The 22,326-nt window shown below is 60.8% G+C and carries 15 protein-coding genes; 12 read left to right on the top strand and 3 right to left on the bottom strand.

What is annotated here, in order from left to right; all coding sequences use genetic code 11:
* Positions 1 to 33: 33 nt before the first annotated feature.
* The 5 genes from BP38_RS18230 to BP38_RS0100060 all read left to right on the top strand — a co-directional run bounded on the left by BP38_RS18230 (position 34) and on the right by BP38_RS0100060 (position 10,196).
* The gene (locus BP38_RS18230; protein WP_051608750.1) at positions 34 to 1,704 is read left to right on the top strand and encodes a sulfatase-like hydrolase/transferase; all 1,671 of its coding nucleotides are present in this window, start codon (positions 34 to 36) and stop codon (positions 1,702 to 1,704) included.
* A 50-nt stretch (positions 1,705 to 1,754) separates the two neighbouring features.
* Positions 1,755 to 3,629, top strand: a complete 1,875-nt coding sequence (locus BP38_RS18225) for an autotransporter assembly complex protein TamA (RefSeq protein ID WP_051608748.1) — start codon at positions 1,755 to 1,757, stop codon at positions 3,627 to 3,629.
* 3 nt (positions 3,630 to 3,632) lie between these two features.
* Positions 3,633 to 8,111 carry a translocation/assembly module TamB domain-containing protein gene (locus tag BP38_RS0100070; protein WP_026986040.1) on the top strand — a complete coding sequence of 1,493 codons (4,479 nt, stop codon included), beginning with the start codon at positions 3,633 to 3,635 and terminating at the stop codon, positions 8,109 to 8,111.
* 113 nt (positions 8,112 to 8,224) lie between these two features.
* On the top strand, positions 8,225 to 9,517 hold the full coding sequence (purB, locus tag BP38_RS0100065) for an adenylosuccinate lyase (protein WP_026986039.1): 1,293 nt from the start codon (positions 8,225 to 8,227) through the stop codon (positions 9,515 to 9,517).
* A 139-nt stretch (positions 9,518 to 9,656) separates the two neighbouring features.
* A complete protein-coding gene (locus tag BP38_RS0100060) occupies positions 9,657 to 10,196 on the top strand; it encodes a GNAT family N-acetyltransferase (protein WP_026986038.1) in 540 nt (179 codons plus the stop codon).
* Between the two features lie 202 nt (positions 10,197 to 10,398).
* On the opposite strand, the gene BP38_RS0100055 is transcribed toward BP38_RS0100060, so the two are convergent.
* The gene (locus tag BP38_RS0100055) at positions 10,399 to 10,716 is read right to left on the bottom strand and encodes a DUF1476 domain-containing protein (RefSeq protein WP_026986037.1); all 318 of its coding nucleotides are present in this window, start codon (positions 10,714 to 10,716) and stop codon (positions 10,399 to 10,401) included.
* Positions 10,717 to 10,851: 135 nt separating this feature from the next.
* On the opposite strand from BP38_RS0100055, the gene BP38_RS0100050 reads away from it, so the two are divergent.
* Positions 10,852 to 11,625: an NRDE family protein gene (locus BP38_RS0100050; protein WP_026986036.1), complete on the top strand. Its 774-nt coding sequence runs from the start codon at positions 10,852 to 10,854 to the stop codon at positions 11,623 to 11,625.
* Here the strand turns inward: BP38_RS0100050 and BP38_RS0100045 are convergent.
* Positions 11,614 to 12,324: an SOS response-associated peptidase gene (locus BP38_RS0100045; protein WP_026986035.1), complete on the bottom strand. Its 711-nt coding sequence runs from the start codon at positions 12,322 to 12,324 to the stop codon at positions 11,614 to 11,616. The two genes, BP38_RS0100050 and BP38_RS0100045, sit on opposite strands and share 12 nt — an antisense overlap.
* A gap of 206 nt (positions 12,325 to 12,530) precedes the next feature.
* Between BP38_RS0100045 and BP38_RS18220 the strand changes: the two genes are divergently transcribed.
* On the top strand, positions 12,531 to 14,549 hold the full coding sequence (locus BP38_RS18220) for a ribonucleoside-diphosphate reductase subunit alpha (protein WP_081816348.1): 2,019 nt from the start codon (positions 12,531 to 12,533) through the stop codon (positions 14,547 to 14,549).
* Positions 14,550 to 14,607: 58 nt separating this feature from the next.
* Entirely contained in the window at positions 14,608 to 15,567 is a 960-nt protein-coding gene (locus BP38_RS0100035; protein ID WP_026986034.1) for a ribonucleotide-diphosphate reductase subunit beta, read from the top strand.
* Between the two features lie 39 nt (positions 15,568 to 15,606).
* Here the strand turns inward: BP38_RS0100035 and BP38_RS0100030 are convergent, their stop codons facing one another.
* The gene (locus tag BP38_RS0100030) at positions 15,607 to 17,892 is read right to left on the bottom strand and encodes a heavy metal translocating P-type ATPase (RefSeq protein ID WP_437123984.1); all 2,286 of its coding nucleotides are present in this window, start codon (positions 17,890 to 17,892) and stop codon (positions 15,607 to 15,609) included.
* Between the two features lie 626 nt (positions 17,893 to 18,518).
* On the opposite strand from BP38_RS0100030, the gene BP38_RS0100020 reads away from it, so the two are divergent.
* The 4 genes from BP38_RS0100020 to BP38_RS0100005 form a co-directional block, all read left to right on the top strand.
* Positions 18,519 to 19,274, top strand: a complete 756-nt coding sequence (locus BP38_RS0100020; RefSeq protein WP_026986032.1) for a class I SAM-dependent methyltransferase — start codon at positions 18,519 to 18,521, stop codon at positions 19,272 to 19,274.
* Positions 19,275 to 19,320: 46 nt separating this feature from the next.
* A complete protein-coding gene (locus tag BP38_RS18215) occupies positions 19,321 to 20,151 on the top strand; it encodes a methyltransferase domain-containing protein (protein WP_051608745.1) in 831 nt (276 codons plus the stop codon).
* A gap of 113 nt (positions 20,152 to 20,264) precedes the next feature.
* Positions 20,265 to 21,446, top strand: coding sequence for a methionine adenosyltransferase (gene metK / locus BP38_RS0100010; RefSeq protein WP_437123987.1), 1,182 nt, complete (start codon positions 20,265 to 20,267; stop codon positions 21,444 to 21,446).
* 99 nt (positions 21,447 to 21,545) lie between these two features.
* On the top strand, positions 21,546 to 22,326 hold a 781-nt coding region (locus BP38_RS0100005; RefSeq protein WP_026986030.1), incomplete at its 3' end, for an adenosylhomocysteinase.

Here is a 22,326-nt window from a genome sequence, read left to right as displayed (position 1 = left end):
GCGGCATGCAATGATCCGGAAGCTGTTGAGATAATGAAACTTTTCAAGAAGGCTACCCCAGGGAAAGAGACCGCGCCAGCGTCTTTTGACGCCAAGCGCGACGGAGGCCTGCTGGCATTCCTCCTGGCCGCATGCTTTTTCTGGCTGCTCTTCAGTCTGCCTGGCCTTCTTCACGGTTGGAGCTGGTGGACCTTCCGGCTGCCCCTGGAGGTCGTCGTGATCGTGGCCGCCTTTGCCATACTGCCGCGATCAGCCAGCCGCCCCCTTCGTTGGCCGCTGGCTCTGCTCATCTTCTCGGCGGCTCTGATCCTGTTCCTTGACCAGGCCTTGCGTGTTTATTTCGGACGCCCGCTGAATCTGGTTTTCGATATCGATCTGCTGCTTCCCGGCCTGGAATTGCTTTGGGGCGCAGCAGGTCCAGCACTGTCAGCGATACTGCTGCTGGCCTTGGCGGCGACATTCCTGATCGTCCTTTTTGCTTGCTGGCGCGCGCTCTCGATCCTTGAACCGGTGCGCGCGCCAAGGACAGCCATGGGGGTGCTCGCGCTGGTCCTGGTGGCAGCCCATCTGCCGGGCGCGCAAAGACACCAGCTTCCCATTACGGCGGAACTGACGCACAGCCTGACAGGACAGATCCAAAGGATGGCCGCTGTCATCCGGGAACGCCCGCAGTTCGAGGCCGCCCTAGAGAAGGATCGCTATGCCGACAGCATCCCCGAGGAGGCCCTCGGGGCCCTGTCCGACACCAATGTCATGCTGGTCTTTGTCGAATCCTACGGCCGCCAGGCAGTGGAGAATCCAAACTATTCCGAAACCACTGCAGCGGCTCTGCAGGACCTGCAGGACGCCACGGAGACCAAGGACATCCAAGGCCGCTCGGGCTGGGCCAAGGCGCCGACCATCGGTGGCCAGTCCTGGCTGTCGCATGCCAGCTTCCTCAGTGGCCTGCGGGTTGATAACCAGATCAAGTACCAACTGCTCAGCGAGAGTGAGCGGCGGACGCTGGCAAGGGCGTTCTCGGACAGAGGGCATGAAAGCGTACTTGTCATGCCCGCCATTACCCGTGCCTGGCCGGAAGCCGATTTCATGGGGTTCGACCGTCATATCTTCGCCCGCGACATGGGCTATGCCGGCAAGCCCTATAATTGGGTCACCATGCCCGACCAGTACACCCTCTCGCACTTTGATCGCACAGTTCGCAAAAGCGAAAAGCCCTTCTTCGCCATGCTTGCCCTGATCAGCAGTCACGCCCCCTGGACCCCGGTTGCACCGGTCCTGGACGACTGGACGAGCATTGGTGATGGATCCATATTCTCGCAATGGGCGGACCAGGGCGAGAGCCCCGCCTCGCTCTGGCAGGACCCGGTCCGCGTTCGCGAGCACTACGGATGGTCCATAGATTACGTCCTCAGGACCCTGGCAAGCTACATCCGGAATGTTCCGATTGAAGAGGAGCCCTTCCTGATGGTCGTGCTCGGCGATCATGAAGCCGGAGCCATCGCCTCTGGCTCCGATGCGGCCAGCGAGGTTCCCGTGCATATCCTGTCAAACCGGCAAGAGCTTTTGGCCCCCTTCGATCAGCTCGGCTTCACACCAGGCATGCAACCGAAGGAGTCCACTGCTATTTTGCAGATGCATGACTTTCGGGATCTCTTTATTGAAAACTACCAGGGTGAAATGACCCAGACAGTGAGTGCCAAGTGAGAGCATCCGTCAGCAGGCAGAAGAATAGACACGGTCTGACCGCAGTCCGCTTGGGATGCGCCTCGCTGATCACCCTTTCGCTCAGCGGCTGCTCTATCCTTGAGGAAATCTGGCCTGGTGCTGAAAGCAGTGATGTTCCCCCGCCCCGCGAGAATCTGATCCAGGGCGTGGACTACGATACGGACATCACGGGAGATTTGAACGAGCACCTGCGCAACCTGATCGATGAAAGCTCGGCCCTTTTGACCCAAAGCGAGCGACAGCCGGCAACGCCTGCCGCCTTGCGCCGGCGTATGGAGGATGATGTTGCGCGTTTCCGTCGAATTCTTCGCTCTGAAGGCTACTACAACGGCACGGTCGAAACCTCGGTGGACCAGGATGCCCAGCCCATCCAGATCACCATAGAAATCGATCCCGGCAAGCAGTTCACGCTGTCCGAGTACAACCTGAGTTACCACCCCACCGTACCGGAAGGAGATACGGTCCCCCGCTCGGCCAGTGACCTGGGATTGGACATCGGCCAACCAGCCCGTGCCGAAAGCCTGAAACAAGCGGAATCACGCATCACCCGGCTGCTCTCCCGACAGGGTTATCCGGATGCAGAACTGGCTGAGGCGCGTTATCTGGCAGATCCGGAAGACGAGACACTGCGCGCCGAAATCACGGTGAACACGGGTGTGCGCGCGCGCTTCGGCAGCCTTTCGCTTAGTGGCCTGGAGGACGTGCGCGAATCCTACATCCGCGAACTCGTGAACTGGCCCGAAGGTGCCACCTATGATTCCCGCGAGGTGGAGCGCGTACGGCAGGAACTTGGCAAAACCGGCCTATTCTCCTCGGTGATCGTCGAACGCAAGCAGGAGGAAGACCAGGACGACAGCCAGGCAGAGGAGGCCAACAGACAACAGCAGGCTGGCGATGGGGACGACGGGGCGGTTCCCGTCTCAGCGGAGGTGATCGAGGCCCCACACAGGTCCATTGGTGCAGGCGTGAACTATTCCACGGACGCAGGACCGGGAGTTGACGCCCTATGGGAACACCGCAATCTTTTCGGAGAGAATGAGAAACTGCGCCTGGAAGCTTCCGTTTCAAGATTCTCTCAGCAGGCAGAAGGCAACTTTCGCAAACCCAATTTCCTGCAACGCGACCAGAGCCTCCTGTTCGAGAACAAGTTCCGGCGGGAGACGAGTGATGCCTATGACGAGTTGACCTTCGACCAATTCCTGGGAGTGGAACGCCCCCTTGGTGAACACTGGACAGCCCGTTTCGGCCCGCGGCTGACCTTGACCCAGGTCGAGGAGGACGACGAAGAGGACAAGCACTTCTTCCTGGCCGGTGTAACCGGCTCGGCTATCTTCGACAATCGGGATGACCCGCTCAATCCCACGAAAGGCCTGCGTTTCAGCTACAGCATGACACCGCTCATGAGCCTCTATGGCGAAAGCACGCAGTACATCATCAACGATGCTTCGGTTTCCAGCTATCTATCGGTCCTGGACGAGGATCGTCTCGTGCTGGCCGGGCGTGTCCACCTGGGCAGCATTATCGGCGCCTCGCAAGGGGATGTTCCTGCGAACCAGCGCTTCTACGCCGGCGGCGGCGGGTCCGTACGCGGTTACCCCTACCAGGCCATTGGCCCCCTGGACGAGGATGACGACCCGGAGGGCGGCCGTGCGCTGTTCGAAATGAGTCTGGAAGCCCGATTCCGGGTGACGGACTCCATAGGGGTGGTGCCCTTTATCGATGCAGGACAGGTCTATGAGACCTCCTGGCCAACGATAGACAACCTGCGTTGGGCCGCTGGCCTGGGATTGCGCTACTATACCGGCATCGGCCCCCTGCGCCTGGATGTTGCCGTCCCACTCAACCGACGGCCCAAGGTGGATGACCCTTTCCAGTTCTATGTTTCCATAGGGCAGTCTTTCTGAATCATGAGCCAGGCCAGAATCCAGACGTCCGACCGCCCGCCGCGGCGCAGGTTCCTCCTGCTCCGCCTTTTGCTCGCCTCGCTTGCCACCGTCATCCTCATGCCGGTGCTACTGCTGGTCGGCCTGCTGCTCGGACTGCAGACCGAAACAGGTCGCACCCTGCTGGGCGAAACGATCGAGCAGCTGGCATCACAGCCGGGCCGCATGGAAATCGCCATTGGCGAGATTGAAGGCCCCCTGCCCCATCGGCTTCGGGTGAACGACCTCCGGATCAGCGATGATGAGGGAACCTGGCTTTCCCTGGACCAGGCCGAACTGCGCTGGCAACCCCTCAAGCTGCTTGAGCGCCGGCTTCAACTGGACCTTGTCGAGGTGGGACACCTCGAGCTCGATCGGCTTCCGCCGCCGGCGGATACGGCTCCGGATCAGGCCGCTCAACCGCCCGAAAAAATAGATCTGAATATGCCCGAATTGCCGCTGTCGCTGCGGCTGGAGCGGTTGTCCGCCGAACGCATAAGCCTGGGCCGAGCGGTCCTGGGCACCTCTGCGGTCCTACGTGTGGAAGGCAATGCCAACGCCGAGCGAGGTGGCAGCCTGCAGACCAACCTAGAGGTCGCGCGCATAGATGGAACGCGTGGCCTGGTTCAGGCCGACTTGCTCTACCAACCCGAAACCCGCGAGCTGACAGCCAGTGTCACGGCTGAGGAGCCACAAGGCGGCCTGATCGCACGGGCACTTCAGATCAAAGGCTATCCCGAGGTCAACCTGTTACTTGAGGGAAAAGGGCCTGTCGAAGCCTGGAATGCGCACCTGACGGGCGAAGCCGGCAGCAACGCCAGGATCGAATCCCGTCTGGCAGTGGTCGGCCTCGACCCCCTGCGTATTGACCTGGACAGCACTGCGGATCTCTCCGCTCTCATGCCTGACGACCTACAGCCATTGGCAAGACCGAACCTCCAGCTCTCGCTCAGTGCCATACGACAGTCCGACGGCACCTTGACGATAAGTAACGGCAGCCTTGAAAGCCAGGCTGCACACCTGACTTTCGAAGGAACCCTGGACCAGGATGGGCAGGGAATCACCGCTCAAGCTGAATTGCTGACTCGTGACGCCGAAGTGATTGAGCCCTTCATTACCCCGGCCAGCTTTAGCGAGGGGCAACTGCATTTGGACGTTAGCGGCACCATAGCCAAACCAAGCGTCAATCTGAGGGGACAGCTATCCGGCCTTTCGACAAGCGAAGCCGAGATCTCCGAGACCCGGATCTCCATGAATCTGGTGCCGGACCGCCCCTTGAGCGACCCCGAAGCCAAGGTTGACTTCGAACTGGATCTCGAGGCCACCGGCATCGACTACAGATCCGAAGAAATGGGCCAGACGCTATCCGATAAAGCCAGCCTGGTCGCCTCGGGCCGTGCGCCCCCCTCTGGACAGGCTTTTCGCTTGAACCGCCTCCGGGGTGACTTCGGGGTCTTCGAACTGGATGGCCAGGGCGGTATCGATCTGGAAAGTGAAGAGTCCGACCTTGAGATCACGCTTTCGCACCCCGACCTGGCGAACTTCTCCGGCCTTTTGGCCACACCTGACATTTCGGGGGCCGTTACCGGCCGACTGACCGCACGTCAGCGGCCGGGGGACCCTTTGATTGCAAAGCTTCAGTTGGACCTTTCCGGTTTCTCCAGCGGGCAACCGCTGGCAGACAGCCTATTGGGCAAGAACCTGCGCCTCGCCGGCCGTGTCGAGAAGCCCTCAGATAATGAGCAGCTGTCTGGCAAGGTCATGCTGGTCAGCCAGGGCCTCTCCGCCACAATCGAGGGAAGCGGCGACCTTCAGGCCGAAACGCTGGCGCTCGACTACAGCCTGGACCTGCCCTCCCTGAATCCGCTCAGCAGCAGTCTTGGCATGCCCCTGGATGGCGCCCTTGCCCTGAAAGGCACGGTTCAGGGCGATTTCACCGAACCCGCGATAACCGCTGCCCTGACCAGTCCAAGCCTGAATCTGGCCGGCAACGCCTTCAAGGATCTCGACAGCAAGCTCGATCTCGCACTGTCGGATGGCCGACCAAGTGGCAACTTCCTGCTCCAGGCACAAACCGATTATGGCGCCCTTGCCGCTCAAACCGACTTCGACCTGCAGGAGGACGGCATCCTGGATCTTCGCAACCTGTCCCTGACACAGGGTGAGGATACCCGCCTCACCGGAAATCTCGGCCTGCCCCTGGATGGCACACCTGCCGAAGGCAGTCTGCAGGGACAGGGAATACAGCTTTCCAGTCTGTCGGAATTGGCCGGCCAGCAATTGAGCGGGACTCTCGACCTGGATATCACCCTGAATCAGTCGGATAGCCAGCAGGGGATAGTCCTGGAAAGTCAACTGAGTGACTTGCGTCTTGGCGCGCCTTCAGCCCCGGATCTGAGCGTACAGCAAACACGTCTTGAGTTGAACCTTTCGGACGCGCTTGCCGCTCCAACCATGGACGGAACATTGTCCCTGGCTCAAGTTTCTGCCCGCGGCACGGCCATGGAAAGCCTTGAGGCACGGGCGCAGGGGCCGCTGAATGCCATCCGTCTGTCCCTTTCCGGGTCCGGGGAACTGGACCAGCCGCTCACCTTTACGGTCAACGCAGAAGGCGACGTCACCTCGGAAACCCCTGCCGTACGCATAACCGACCTGGAAGCGGACTACGGTGATATCCCGCTTCGCCTCCAGCGGCCCCTTGGCATCACCTATGGGCAGCGTCTGGAGATTCAGGACCTGGCCCTCGGAATCGGCAATGGCCGGCTCACCGGTGGAGGCGCTCTTGGCCCGGACAATACGGACATGGAGTTCGCCTTGCGTGACCTGCCGCTTGAATTGCTGGAAGCGATCGATCCGGAATTCCCGCTGCGCGGCCTGGCTGCCGCCGACCTCAGGCTGCAGGGCGCCTCGCGCAATCCCCAGGGGCGTTTCGACTTGCGCCTGAGCGAAGTCAATCGACGGGAAGAACAAAAGCTGGGCAGCCTCCCAGAACTGTCAGGACAGGTCACCGCGCAGCTGCAAGATGGTCAACTTCAAGTCAATGGAAGCCTGTCAGGCTTTGCCGAGGAAGCCTTGCGCCTTAGCGGCAACCTGCCGGTGCAACTGTCACTCCAGCCCTTCGCCTTCGAGCTGGCTGATTCTGCCCCGCTTGAGGGCCAGCTAAGCTGGAGCGGAAACATCGAGAACGTGGTCGGGCTTCTTCCTGTCGACACCATTCGCCTCACAGGTGGCGGCGAGGTCGATATGTCCCTTGGCGGCACACTGGCCGATCCGGATTTTGGTGGCCGCATTGCACTGAACGACGCCGTCTATGAGAACTTCTTCTCCGGTACACTGCTGCAATCGCTCAATCTGGTCATAGAAGGGCGCAGTGACCGCCTGGAGATCACGAAGCTGGAAGCCAGCGATGGCGGCAATGGCACTTTCAGCGGACAGGGATCCGTGCAATTCCGCGATGGCGAAGAACTGCTCAGCGACCTGTCCCTTGAGTTCAGCAACATGGGGTTCGTGCACCGTGATGATGTGACGGCTCACCTTTCGGGCAACCTCTCCCTTCAGGGGGACTTGCTCGGCCAGTCCGAACTGACAGGTGAAATCCGCAACGACACCATTGAGATCCGCCTCGTCGACGACCTCCCCCCATCGGTCACAGAGCTGAACAACGTCATCATCCTGGGACAAGACGAGGGCAACAGTCAGGAGGAAACGTCTGATGACGAACAGGAAGAGGAACAATCCGCCTCTTCCGGCCCGGACATCAGTCTGGATGTCGAAATCGACCTGCCACGCCGCGTCTTTGTTCGTGGACGTGGCCTCGACTCGGAATGGGGCGGTCACTTCTCTGTCTCGGGAACGGCGGCCTCGCCACGGGTCGTCGGCAGCCTGGAACCGCAACGCGGCAGTTTCTCCATTGCCGGCAAGTCTTTCCAGCTTCAGGAAGGCAGCGTTTCCCTGCCGCCGGGGAATGACCTGAACCCGACCCTGGACCTCTCAGCAGCAACCCAGGCCGGCGACATCCAGGCAATCATAAAAATCATGGGCACGGCTTCTTCGCCCGAAATCAAGCTTACCTCCAATCCAATCCTGCCCGAGGACGAAGTCCTCTCGCGCGTCCTGTTCAACAAGAACAGCAGCCGGTTGTCCCCGGGTGAAGCGCTGATGCTGGCGAACACGGCGGCAACGCTGACCAGCGGCGGTCCCGGCATCACCGATATTGCCCGCAATATGCTGGGCGCTGACGTGGTCTCTTTCACTCCAGGTGAGGAAGAGGACGGCGGCCTGGGCAGTGTCACCGTCGGCCGCTACCTGGCGGACGGCGTTTTCGTCGGCGTGGAACAGGGCACACAGGCCGGCAGCACCGAACTGGATGTGGAACTGGATGTTACCAACAACATCAAGGTGAACAGCAAGACCGGCTCGGACGGCAGCAGCCAGGTGGGTATCCGCTGGCAGTGGGACTACTGACCATACCTCTGCCTCCGGCAGTTCACGACCCGGCCATAGCTTGACCTTTTGGGCAGTCTCGGCTACCGCCCCTGCAGTTACGCCCATCCCCACTCGCAGCAGGACACGCAATCATGATTCCCCGCTACAGCCGCCCGGAAATGACCGCCCTTTGGGAACCCGAAGCCAAATTCCGCATCTGGTTCGAGATCGAGGCCCATGCCTGTGACGCCATGGCGGAGCTGGGCATCATTCCAAAGGAGGCTGCGAAAGCCATCTGGGACAAGGGCGCCTTCGAGGTGGAGCGCATCGACGAGATCGAGCGCGAAACCAAGCACGACGTCATTGCCTTCCTGACCAACGTGGCCGAACACGTGGGTGAACCGGCACGCTTCCTGCACCAGGGCATGACCTCTTCTGACGTGCTCGACACCTGCCTGGCCGTCCAACTCACCCGCGCCACGGACACCCTGCTGGCCGACCTGGACCGTCTGCTGGAGGCACTGAAGAAGCGGGCTTATGAGTTCAAGCACACCGTCTGCCTGGGCCGCAGTCACGGAATCCATGCCGAACCCATAACCTTCGGCCTGAAGCTGGCCAGTCACTATGCCGCCTTTGCCCGCAACCGCGCACGCCTTGAGCAGGCCCGCAGCGAAATCGCCACCTGTGCGATATCGGGGGCCGTTGGCACCTTCGCCAACATTGATCCCTTTGTGGAGGAATATGTGGCGCAGAAGATGGGGCTGGCGCCGGAGCCTGTCTCGACACAGGTCATCCCGCGCGACCGCCATGCCGCCTTCTTCGCGACCCTGGGCGTAATCGCCTCGTCCATGGAAAACCTCGCCGTGGAGATTCGCCACCTGCAGCGCACCGAAGTGCGCGAAGCCGAGGAATTCTTCTCGCCGGGCCAGAAGGGCTCTTCGGCCATGCCGCACAAGCGCAACCCCGTCCTGACCGAGAACCTGACCGGCCTAGCCCGCATGGTGCGCTCGGCCGTCACCCCGGCCATGGAGAACGTGGCCCTGTGGCACGAGCGCGACATCTCGCACTCCTCTGTCGAGCGCATGATCGGCCCGGACGCCACGGTCACCCTGGACTTCGCCCTCAATCGGATGGCCGGCGTGATCGAGAAACTGCTGGTCTATCCCGAGAACATGCAGCGGAACCTTGACCAGCTGGGCGGCCTCGTGAATTCCCAGCGCGTCCTGCTTGGCCTGACCCAGGCCGGGCTCAGCCGCGAGGATGCCTACGCCTTGGTCCAGCGCAACGCCATGAAGGTCTGGGAGGAGCAGGCCGACTTCCTGGAGCTGCTCAAGGCGGATCCCGAGGTCTCCATTCCCGATGCAGACCTCGAGGCCCTCTTCGATCCCAGCCATCACACCAAGCACGTGGACACGATCTTCCGCCGGGTTTTCGGAGAGACATGAGCCCAGACACCTTGGCCAGCGGCATCTACGTACCCAGGACAGGCATTTCAGCCCCGGCAAGAAGGAGCCTTTCACCATTAGCCCAGGCTTCGGGTGCCTTGGGGTAACAGTTGTGGCCTTTCATGGAACGGAGGGATAGATGGAAATCCTGGCCGGGTTCGAAGAGCGGGAACAAGAGATCGTGGATCTCTTCACGGCGGTCTTTACCGCCTCGGAAGGGCCTGAAGAAGGGCAATTGATCGGCGATCTGGTTAGCAACCTGCTGTACGGTACGCCAAACAAAGATATGTTTGTATTCACCGCCGTGGCGAACGAGGCCGTGATGGGCGCAATCATCTTCTCACGGCTGATCTACGACAAGGATGAGCGCAGCGTATTCCTTCTGGCGCCCATCGCCGTGGCAACCGGTCAGCAAGGTAAGGGGGTTGGTCAGACGCTTCTGAGCCACGGTCTGGCGGCTCTGCGGGAAGCCGGCGTCGACATCGTCATGACCTATGGCGACCCGAACTATTATTCCCGTATGGGTTTCACGCCGCTCACCGAAGCCCTCGCACCGGCTCCCTTCAGACTGAGTCAGCCTGAAGGCTGGCAGGGCCAGTCCTTGACGGCTTGCAAGATGACACCATTGAAAGGCCCTGCACGTTGTGTCGAAGCCTTGGACGACCCAGCCTATTGGTAGACTGATGCACACATGGCCCTTGTGGACATTCAATCAGTACTATAACCCTGCTTCCCTCAGAAGACCGGTGCAGTAGGATGCCCCCTCCGTATCCCTGGTGAAGGGACTCGCCTCTGCGCTACGGCGACTTGCAGATTGCAGGTAACGGACGGTCCCAAAGCGGGACCGTCCGTTTTCTAGACGGTTTGGTAACAGGTCTCGATTATTCCGCCATGATTTGCTGCTTTGCCACGGTTAGCAGTTCGTCCATCTTCTTGCGCAGGCGATGCTCGGAAAAATCAACGTCGCTGCCCTGGATATCGGCCATGACCTTTCGAACCACATCCTCGTCGCCCGGTTCCTCGAAATCCGTGCTGATCACCTCGCGGGCGTAGTTCTCGGCCTTTTCCCCGGTCAGCCCCAACAATTCCGCGATGAAAAGGCCAAGAAGCTTGTTCCGGCGCACCATAACCTTGAACTGAAGTTCCTGATCGTGCTTGTACTTGTCCTCGAAAGCCTTCTGGCGGTCACTGAAACTCATGAATGTCTGCCTTTCACTGTTGCGGGCCGGGGAAGCTGTCGAAATTACGGCCTTCCCGCTTTTTGTATCCGGAAGCGCCGTTATAGCGTTTCGGACCCGATAGGTGAATAGCCAGCAGTAAACGGATTTTCGACTATGTGCACTCTCGTCATTGATCGCGCGCCGGGCCACGACTGGCCCATCCTGGTCGCAGCCAACCGCGACGAGATGCAGGACCGCCCCTGGAAGGCGCCCGGGCGGCACTGGCCCGACCGGCCACATGTCGTTGCCGGACAGGACCTGCAATCCGATGGCGCCTGGATGGGACTCAACGATGACGGCCTGATGGCAGCTGTCCTCAATCGCTATGGCAGCCTCGGCCCCTCCCCGGACCGCCGCAGCCGCGGCGAACTGGTCCTGGAAGCACTGGATCATGCCGAAGCCACGGCGGCGGCCGATGCCCTGGCCGATCTGGACCCGCGCGCCTACCGTAGTTTCAACCTGGTCGTGGCCGACGCACTGGACGCCTTCTGGATACGCCACAGCGATGCTGAAGACGCCGAGATCGAGGTTTTTCCACTGCCCCCGGGCTTGTCGATGCTGAGCGCCTTCGACCTGAACGACACTTCCAGCGGACGGATCCGTCGCTATCTGCCCCGTTTCCGTGCCGCCACGCGGCCTGATCCGGAGAACAGCCAGTGGCAGGACTGGCAAGAGCTGCTAGCTGCAACTGAAGTCTCTTCAGGCGAAAAGGACTCGGCGGCCATGTGCTTTTCCCTGGAGAACGGCTTCGGCACGCTTTCCAGTTCTCTGCTTGCCCTGCCCGACATTCGCCTGGACAGCGTCGAAACGCCACGCCGGCCGATCTGGCTCTTTGCCCCGGGGCGACCGGACCAGACCGGCTTTCAAGCGATCAATCTAGAAGAGTGATCCCTGCAACGGCGCCGTGTCTTCCTGTGGGATCGGCCGCAGCAGTGAAGGGTCCTCCACGCGGGAGTCGTTGAGCGCCTGCGGAAAGGCATCGATCGCAAGCTCATCCTCGGGATAACGATCCAACACTGTCGCCAAGTCTGCGCCGGACGTCGTCGGATCAAGCCAGTCGTCATAATCCTGGGGCTGAAGCATGACCGGCATGCGGTGATGGACGCTCCGCAACGCCCCGCGTGCGGCGGTCGTCAGGATGGTACAGCTTTCCAGAGCGCGGGGCGCCGTTTGTGCAGGATCGTACCAGCGCTCCCAGAGTCCCGCAAAAACCAGCAGTTCACCCTCGCGGTGACGCACGCCATAGGGCTGTTTCGGTCCACGCCCCTCGGGCCATTCCAGGAAACCGTCCGCCGGGATCAGGCATCGACGCCGCTGCCAGGCCTCCCGAAAGGCCGGCTTCTCGGGCGCGCTTTCACAGCGTGCATTCTTCAGGCGCAAGGCGATTTCCTGGTCTTTCGCCCAGGCAGGGACCAGACCCCACTGCGGTGCGAAAAAGGCAGCCCCGCTTCCCTCTTCATTGCGAACCGCCGGAATGGCGCTGCCCGGCGCAATATTGGCCCTGGGGCGGAGTTGCGGGACAGTCTCCAGACGAAAAAGCTTCCGCAGGCGTTCCGCAGGGGACAGAAGATAATAGCGACCACACATGACTAACTGGTTACGGCGCCAAGGCGAGTCGCCACAAGATGGACTGTTCCCTCTTGGCCACAGGCTTGCTCCACAAAGAATGTTCCTGATATGTTCCAATAGACAGAAAATACGCTTCTGCTAGATTTGGTGTGTTGGCCGGGGGAATGCGCAATATTTTGTGCACAGGCCAACTTTTCACAGCTTGTGGACAAATGGAGATTGGAATGGACGGCGCGGCAGTATTGCAGGCGAGACGGGCGAATGCGGAGTCCGAAAAGCCTGTGGACAAGGTGGGGACAGATGCAAGCGCAGGGGCCGACTCCCACGACGAAAGTCCCCGGGGGCCAGCCGAGGACGCCGTCCATTCCGCCACCGAGGAGCTTTTGCCGGACGATTCCATCCGGGATCGTTTCCAGAATGACCGCGGAATCACCGTGGAAGTGGATCGCGACCGGGATACACGCCTGACCTCTTTCGGCAAGGCGACATTGGTGGACCGCTACCTCCTGCCCGGCGAGTCGTACCAGGATCTCTTCGCCCGTGTGGCGGCCCATTACGCGGACGATTCCGCCCATGCCCAACGGCTCTATGACTACATCTCAAAACTCTGGTTCATGCCGGCTACACCCGTGCTTTCCAACGGCGGCACCCAGCGGGGCCTGCCGATCTCCTGCTTCCTGAACGAGGCCGGCGATTCCCTGGATGGCATTGTGGACCTGTGGAACGAAAACGTCTGGCTGGCTGCCCGCGGCGGCGGAATTGGCAGCTATTGGGGCAACCTGCGCTCCATCGGCGAGAAGGTCGGCATGAACGGCAAGACCAGCGGTGTCATCCCCTTCATCCGGGTCATGGACTCCCTGACGCTCGCCATCAGCCAGGGCTCCCTGCGCCGCGGCTCGGCGGCCGTCTACATGCCTGTCGAACACCCGGAGATAGAGGAATTCGTGGAACTGCGCCGTCCCACCGGCGGCGACCCCAACCGCAAGGCGCTCAACCTGCATCACGGCATCACGATCCCCGATGCCTTCATGCGCGCGGTCATCGACGACGAGGACTGGGCCTTGAAGAGCCCGAAGGACGGATCTGTCATCCGCAGGATCTCCGCGCGCCAGCTCTGGATCCGGATCCTGACCGCCCGGGTCGAAACGGGCGAGCCCTACCTCATCTATTCCGACCATGTGAACCGCGCGATCCCCGAGCACCAGAAACGTTCGGGCCTCAGTGTGAAGATGTCCAACCTCTGCAGCGAGATCACGCTGCCCACGGGTATCGACCACCTGGGCAACGATCGTACGGCCGTCTGTTGCCTATCTTCGCTGAACCTGGAGACCTGGGACGAGTGGAACGACCAGCCCGGCTTCATCGAGGACGTCATGCGTTTCCTGGACAACGTCCTGGAAGATTACATCCAGAACGCGCCGGACAGCATGGCCCGTGCGCGCTATTCCGCGCAGCGTGAGCGCTCCGTGGGTCTGGGGGTGATGGGCTTCCACTCCTTCCTGCAGAAGAACCGCATCCCCTGGGAAAGCGTCATGGCCAAGGTGTGGAACGAGCGCATCTTCAAGCACGTCCGGCACCAGGCCGATGCGGCCTCCCGCAAGCTGGCCGAGGAGCGCGGGCCCTGCCCCGACGCGGCCGAACACAGGATCATGGAGCGTTTCTCGAACAAGATGGCGATCGCGCCGACGGCCTCGATCTCCATCATCTGCGGCGGTGCATCGCCGGGCATCGAACCCACGGCCGGCAACTCCTTTACCCACAAGACGCTGTCCGGTTCCTTCAACGTCCGCAATCCGCACCTTCTGGCCCTGCTGGAGGAACGTGGCCGCAACGACGAGGAAACCTGGAGTTCGATCACGCTGAACAACGGCTCGGTCCAGCATCTCGATTGTCTCGACGATCACGAGAAGGACGTCTTCAAGACCGCCTTCGAACTGGACCAGCGCTGGCTGATCGAACTGGCGGGTGACCGGGCGCCCTACATCTGCCAGGCCCAATCGCTCAACCTCTTCCTGCCGGGCGACGTGCACAAACGCGACCTGCACCAGATCCATCTCATGGCCTGGAAGCGGGGCGTGAAAAGCCTCTACTACTGCCGCTCGCGTTCGGTGCAGCGCGCGGAATCGGCCATGGGCCTGATGTCCGGCGCGATGGTTCCCTTGCAGGGGAAGGTGAACGGAGATGACCAGCCGACCGCGCAGGACGGCAACACCGATTACGAGGAATGCCTGTCCTGCCAGTAGCAGGACGCGCCCTCTCACCATACGGCCAGCTGTAAAGCCAGAACGGGAAAGTCATTCCATGTCGCTTCTGAAATCCGATCCGATCTACAAGCCCTTCCGCTACCCCTGGGCCTATGACGCCTGGTTGACGCAACAGCGCATTCACTGGCTGCCAGAAGAGGTGCCGCTGGCCGATGACGTAAAGGACTGGCAGCGCAACCTGACCCAGGCCGAGCGCAACCTGCTGACCCAGATCTTCCGCTTCTTCACACAGTCGGATGTGGAAGTGAACAACTGTTACATGAAGCACTATTCGCGCGTCTTCCAGCCGACGGAAGTGCAGATGATGCTGGCGGCCTTCTCGAACATGGAGACCATCCACATCGCCGCCTACAGCCACCTTCTGGACACCATCGGCATGCCGGAGACGGAGTACAGCGCCTTCCTTCATTACAAGGAAATGCGCGACAAGTACGACTACATGCAGCACTTCGGTGTAGAGACAAATCGCGACATCGCGCTGACCCTGGCCGTATTTGGCGGCTTCACAGAAGGCCTTCAGCTCTTTGCCAGCTTTGCGATCCTGCTGAACTTCCCGCGCTTCAACAAGATGAAGGGAATGGGGCAGATCGTCTCCTGGTCCGTGCGCGACGAATCCCTGCACACGGCCTCCATCATCCAGCTGTTCCGCACCTTCGTCGAGGAGAACCCGGAAGTCTGGGAAGGCGGTCTGGAACGCGAACTCTACCGCGCCTGCGAAACCATCGTCACCCACGAGGATGCCTTCATCGACCTGGCCTTCGAACTGGATGACATCGAGGGGCTGACAGCCGACGAAGTGAAGCGCTACATCCGCTACATCGCCGACCGTCGACTGTCCCAGCTGGGCCTGCAGCCCATCTACCGAATCGAGCAGAACCCCCTGCCCTGGCTGGATGCCATGCTGAACGGCATGGAGCACACCAACTTCTTCGAGAACCGGGCCACCGAGTATTCCAAGGCCGCCACGCGCGGCAGCTGGGAAGAAGCCTTCGAGTGATCCCGTTGGAAACCTCCGGACGGGATCACTCGACAGGGCTCACTTGAAGCGCAGCCGCCTGAGCCGCAGGGCATTGGCAATCACCGAAGCCGAGGACAGCGCCATGGCGGCAGCGGCGAAGATCGGGCTGAGTAGCAGGCCGATAAAGGGATAGAGGATACCTGCCGCCAACGGCACGCCCAGCGAATTGTAGACGAAGGCGAAAAACAGGTTCTGGCGGATGTTGCGCATGGTCGCCAGCGACAGCTGGCGGGCACGCACGATTCCGTTCAGGTCGCCTTTGACCAGCGTGACGCCGGCGCTTTCCATGGCCACATCGGTACCGCTGCCCATGGCAATGCCTACGTCCGCCATGGCCAAGGCCGGGGCATCGTTGACGCCGTCACCCGCCATCGCCACGACACGGCCCTCGCTGCGCAAACGCGCGACGACTTCGCTCTTCTGCTCCGGCAGGACCTCCGCCTCGACTTCGTCGATGTTCAGTTGCTGTGCCACGGCCCGGGCAGTCCGCTCGTTGTCCCCGGTCAGCATGACAATGCGTAGGCCGGCAGAGCGTAGCGTTCGGATTGCCTGTTCCGTGGTCTCCTTGATCGGATCGGCAATGGCCAGCAAGCCAAGGAGCACGCCGTCACCTGCCAGATAGACGACCGTGGCTCCCTCCGCACGCAGCTCGTCGGCCCGCGATTCAGCCGTCTCCAGCGAAACGGCTTCATCCTCCATCAGATAGCGATTGCCAAGCGCGATGCGACGTTCGCCAACCTTCCCGACAATCCCCCGTCCCGAAGGGGCATCCACCGTCTTCGGAGCCTCGGTGGCAAGTCCCCGCTCCTCGGCGGCCTGCATGATTGCAAGGGCCAATGGATGTTCGCTGGCTCGCTCCAGGCCCGCGGCCAGGGCCAGGATATCCTCCTCCGAGACATCGGCCAGGGCTTCGACCTGCGTCACCCGCGGACGTCCCTCAGTCAGGGTGCCTGTCTTGTCCACGACCAGCGTATCCACCTTCTCGAAACGTTCGAGGGCTTCCGCATTTCGGATCAACACTCCAGCGCCCGCGCCATGCCCGACACCCACCATGATGGACATCGGCGTGGCCAGCCCCAGCGCACAGGGACAGGCGATAATCAAGACGCTGACGGCTGCGATCAGGCCATAGGACAGTGCCGGCGAGGGCCCGACCAACAGCCACACGACAAAAGCGATCACGGCCACCGCGATCACTGCGGGAACGAACCAGGCTGAAACCTTGTCCGCGAGGCGCTGAATTGGCGCTTGGCTGCGCTGTGCATCGGCCACCATCTGGACAATGCGCGAAAGCAGGGTATCCCGCCCAACTTTCTCCGCCTCCATCACCAGGGCTCCGCTGCGATTGAGCGTTCCTCCCACCAGCGCGTCGTCAGGCTCCTTGCGGACTGGCTGCGACTCGCCGGTCACCATGGATTCGTCGAGAGTCGCACTGCCTTCGAGAATGCGCCCGTCAACCGGCACCTTTTCACCTGGTCGAACGCGCAAGTGATCGCCGACCTGAATGTCCTCCAGGTCCACTTCTTCCTCCTCCCCGTCCCGGATGCGCCGGGCGGTTTTCGGCGCCAGGCCCAGCAGGGCCTTGAGCGCGCCCGAGGTGCGTTCACGCGCCCTCAACTCCAACACCTGGCCCAGCAGAACCAGGGTCACGATCACGGCTGCGGCCTCGAAGTAGACGGCGACCAGGCCATGCTCATTGCGGAAAGTCTCAGGGAAGACCCCCGGCCAGGCAGCGGCAATCATGGAGTAGGTCCAGGCCACACCGGTCCCCATGGCAATCAGGGTGAACATGTTCAGGCTGCGGGATTGTACAGACTGCCAACCACGCAGGAAAAAGGGCCATCCCGCCCAGAGCACCACTGGCGTCGCCAGAACAGCTTGCACCCAAACCGACATCTGCGGCGGCAGGAGTTCGAGTCCTAAGAGATGCGCCCCCATCTCCAGCACGACCAGTGGCAGGCTGAGCACCAGTGCCACCCAGAAACGCCTTGTCATGTCGATCAGTTCGGGGTTCGGCGCATCATCCAGGCTGACCGTCTCGGGTTCGAGCGCCATGCCGCAGATGGGACAGTTCCCTGGCCCCTCCTGCCGGATCTCGGGATGCATGGGGCAGGTATAGATCGTGCCGGCCGGCACGGCCTCCTCGCGTTTCCGGCGTTTGTCGGGATCAAGATAGTCTTCCGGTGCGGCCTGGAATTTCTCCCGGCAGCGGGCAGAGCAAAAGAAGTAGGCTGTCCCCTGGTGGCTGGCGCTGTGCTTTGCCGTTTCAGGATTCACGGACATGCCGCAAACCGGATCGGTCACGTCGCTCCCAGAAATCGTATTGTCGCTTTTGCGACAGCAATTGTCATCTGAATGTACGGTTCCCATCGATTCCCTGTCGTTTCTGTGACTGTGAGGGGAGGTCATGGCTTCATGCTCTCTTTTGCTGACGACGTCGCTCCTTGATGAAGAATGTCGCTCTGAAAACAAAATGCCCTGGCGAGCGACGTCGTTGAATTAGCTGCTATGCTGCATATGCCCCTTCCACCAACTGGAAGGTCAAGACATTCATCAGAAATGACAGACGCTTGTGCAGCAGGGAATACATGTCTGTTTGCGACACGGATGACGCTTTGAGCAAAAAAACTTCGGCTAGGGGGTTGCAAGTATCACCGAAAATCATCTATGTCTTAGGTACGACGCACATATCCTCAAAGCGACTTAGGTAAACAATGTTTTATCAAAATGCTCGCTTTTCAGAGTTTAGAGGACTCGTTCAGGAATTCGTTGAACAGGTTTTTACTTGCTAAAGTAGAAATCGGCCGCTGATTTAAATGGTTTTATCGGCGACGATTCCGGTTCTGCGCAAAAATTCATCGTAATGCTCACGAAGGTGAGCTTTGAGAAGTGCGCCCAGTATCGGGACGCACAAGACCGAGGGAGCAATCATGCATAACGAACACTACAAGCACGAATATACAGAGGAATTCGCACAGCGTTGGGACGACCTGATCGGCTGGGAAGGCCGCCAGGAAGGGGAAGCCGGTTTTTTCGAACAGCTTCTCGAAAAGCATAATTGCCAACGCGTGGCCGACATTGCGACGGGCACCGGCTATCACGCCGTGATCCTGGCGCTGAACACCGATCTGGACGTTGTTGCCACCGACGGCTCAGCCAACATGATCGAGCAGACCAAGCGCAACGCAAAGCAGCACAATGCGGATCTCGAAGACATTGCCGTGGTCGACTGGCGTGATCTCGCCGAGCACTACGGTGAGGAATCCTTCGATGCCCTGCTCTGCCTGGGCAACGCCTTCACGCACATGTTCGAGCATGAAGCGCGCCTGGAAGCCCTGACCGCCATGCACAAGGCACTGCGTCCGGGCGGAATCCTGGTGCTGGATCACCGCAATTACGACCGCATCCTGGATGAAGGCTTCTCCAGCAAGCATCAGCACTATTACACCGGCGACAACGTCGACGCCCGTCCGGTGGAGATCTCTCCGCAGGTGGTTCGCTTCGAATACACCTACCCGGACAAGAGCAAGTATCACCTGAACATGTTCCCGCTGCGCCACGACTACGTGGTGAAGACCATGAAGGAAGCCGGGTTCAAGGATGTCGAAAGCTATGGCGACTTCAAGAAGCCCTACAAGACCAACGAAGTCGACTTCATCCAGCAGATTGCCATCAAGGCCAAATAAGACGCGTTTCGAACCGCGTCTCTGAAGCCTGAAAACGGAGGTATTTATGGATACCGATATTGGTAAGATCGTTCGCGAGACAAAAGCCTATTACGATGGCGCCGCGGACGAGATCTACCGCGACATCTGGGGCGAAAACATTCACATCGGCTTTTTCAACAGCCCTGATGAAAGCCTGACCGATGCCATGGTCCGCTCGAACGAGCAGATGGCGGAGCGCGTCACACTCGGCCCGAACGATCGCGTGTTGGATGTGGGCTGTGGCTATGGTGCGCTTGCCCGCTTTCTGGCACGCCGCTTCAGCTGCGAGGTCCTGGCCACGAACATTTCCGACCGAGAGCTCGCTCATGGCCGTGAAATGACGGCCAAGGAAGGTCTCGACGATCTCGTGACCTTTGAATGGGCCGACTTCCACGACCTGCAGTACGAAGACAACAGCTTCGAAAGCTATTGGTCCCAGGAGGCTTTCCTTCACGCCGTCGACAAGGGCCGCGTGATCGAGGAGGCCTATCGGGTGCTCAAGCCCGGCGGCACGCTCGTCTTCACGGATCTTCTTGTACGCAGCGGCACTCCCCAGGAGGACCGCGAGAAGATTTATGACCGTGTCAAATCGCCCGACATGTGGGATACAGAGGACTACATGAACGCGTTGAAGAAGGCCGGATTCTCCCTGGCCCATCACGCCGACTGGTCCGAGAATGTGGCCCCGACCTATGATTGGGTCCGCACCCAGCTTGAGAATCGCCGCAAGGAATTCGAGCGCCGTATCGGCAAGCAGGTCGTCGACAAGACATCCGACGCCCTGAAATTCTGGGTCGATTCCGGCAACGCGAACAAGATCGGTTGGGAATTTTTCCTGGCGACCAAACCTCACTGAGGTTGATTGCCCCGACAATTCGTCCGGGCCGCCAGGAATTGTGCGGCCTGGACGTTTTTTTGCATCGCGGTTTATCGCGATAAACAAACAGTGTAACTACAGAAAGGGGATCCCTGATGCCCAAGGAATATATCTTTTCTTCTGAATCCGTCGGAGCCGGCCATCCGGACAAGTTGGCCGACAACATCTCCGACGCCGTTCTTGACGAAATCCTGAAGCAGGACCCGGCCGCTCGCGTCGCCTGCGAAACGATGGTGAACACCGGTCTCTGCATTCTCTCCGGTGAAATCACCGCGAATGCGACCGTCGACTACACCCAGATTGCGCGCGACACCATTCTCGACATCGGTTACGACCGCAGCGAGCTGGGCTATGATGGCAACACCTGCGGCGTCCTGCTGTCCATCGACAAGCAGAGCCCGGACATTGCCCAGGGTGTCGACGAGGGCACCGGCCTGGATCGCAGCCAGGGTGCTGGCGACCAGGGCATGATGTTCGGTTATGCCTGTCGTGAGAGCGACGAACTGATGCCGCTGCCCATCCTGCTGTCGCACAAGCTGACCGAACGTCAGAGCATCGTGCGCAAGGAAGGCAAGATCAGCTGGCTGCGCCCGGACGTGAAGTCCCAGGTTTCCGTTGCCTACGAGAACGACAAGCCGACGCACATCGATACGGTCGTCCTGTCCACGCAGCACGATCCCGACGTCGAGCACAAGGACCTCGAGGAAGCCGTGGTCGAGGAGATCATCAAGCCGGCCCTGCCGAAGCACATGATCAGCGACAAGACCCGCTACCTGGTCAACCCGACCGGTCGTTTCGTGATCGGTGGCCCGGTTGGCGACTGTGGCCTGACCGGCCGCAAGATCATCGTCGACACCTATGGCGGCATGGGCCGTCACGGCGGCGGTGCCTTCTCCGGCAAGGACTCCACCAAGGTTGACCGTTCGGCTGCCTATGCCACCCGCTACGTCGCCAAGAACGTCGTCGCAGCTGGCCTGGCCGACAAGTGCGAGGTGCAGATTGCCTACGCCATTGGCGTGGCCGAGCCGATGTCCATTCACGTGAACACCTTCGGCACCGGTCGCATCGACGAGACACAGATCGAAAAGCTCATCCGCGAGCACTTCGACCTGCGTCCGAAGGCCATTGTCGAAGACCTGGACCTGCGTCGTCCGATCTTCCGCAAGACTGCCTCCAACGGCCACTTTGGCCGCAACGACCCGGACTTCACCTGGGAGCGCACCGACAAGGCCGAAGCCTTGGCCAACGACGCGGGCCTGATGGCCGCAGAGTAAGCCCGAAAGGCACGCGAGCCTGAAGCGGCGGCCGGACAATCCGGTCGCCGCTTTGGTGCAACCAGGTGAACAGATCAAACAAAGGATCAAGAGATTAATATGAGTACCGTAAAGAAAGAAGCGAACTTCGACGACTACAAGGTGAAGGACATCAGTTTGGCGGACTGGGGCCGTCTTGAGCTTGAGATTGCCGAGACGGAGATGCCGGGTCTGATGGCGACGCGCGAGGAGTTTGCGTCCTCGCAGCCACTGAAGGGTGCGCGCATTGCCGGCTGCCTGCACATGACGATCCAGACGGGTGTGCTGATCGAGACGCTGACGGCGCTGGGCGCCGAGGTGCGCTGGTCGTCGTGCAACATCTTCTCGACCCAGGACCAGGCGGCGGCGGCGATCGCGGCCTCGGGTGTTCCTGTCTTTGCCTGGAAGGGCATGAGCGAGGAGGAATACGAGTGGTGCATCAAGCAGACCATCGAGGGCCCCAACGGCTGGCGCCCGAACATGGTTCTGGACGACGGCGGCGACCTGACGGCGATGCTGCACCAGCCCGAGTACGCCGAGATCATGAAGGACGTGAAGGGCATTTCGGAGGAGACCACCACGGGTGTGCTGCGTCTCTATGAGATGGCCAAGGCGGGCACGCTGCTGGCACCGGCGATCAACGTGAACGACTCGGTGACCAAGTCGAAGTTCGACAACAAGTACGGCTGCCGCGAGAGCCTGGTGGACGGCATCCGCCGCGCCACCGACGTGATGATGGCGGGCAAGACCGCCGTCGTGGCCGGCTTCGGCGACGTGGGCAAGGGCTCGGCCGAGTCCCTGCGCCATGCCGGGGCACGCGTGATGGTGACCGAGATCGATCCGATCTGCGCCCTGCAGGCGG

The organism is Fodinicurvata fenggangensis DSM 21160, assembly GCF_000686045.1.
In the GTDB taxonomy this organism is placed as follows: Bacteria; Pseudomonadota; Alphaproteobacteria; order Kiloniellales; family DSM-21159; genus Fodinicurvata; species Fodinicurvata fenggangensis.
This window is presented reverse-complemented; position numbering and strand designations above follow the sequence as displayed.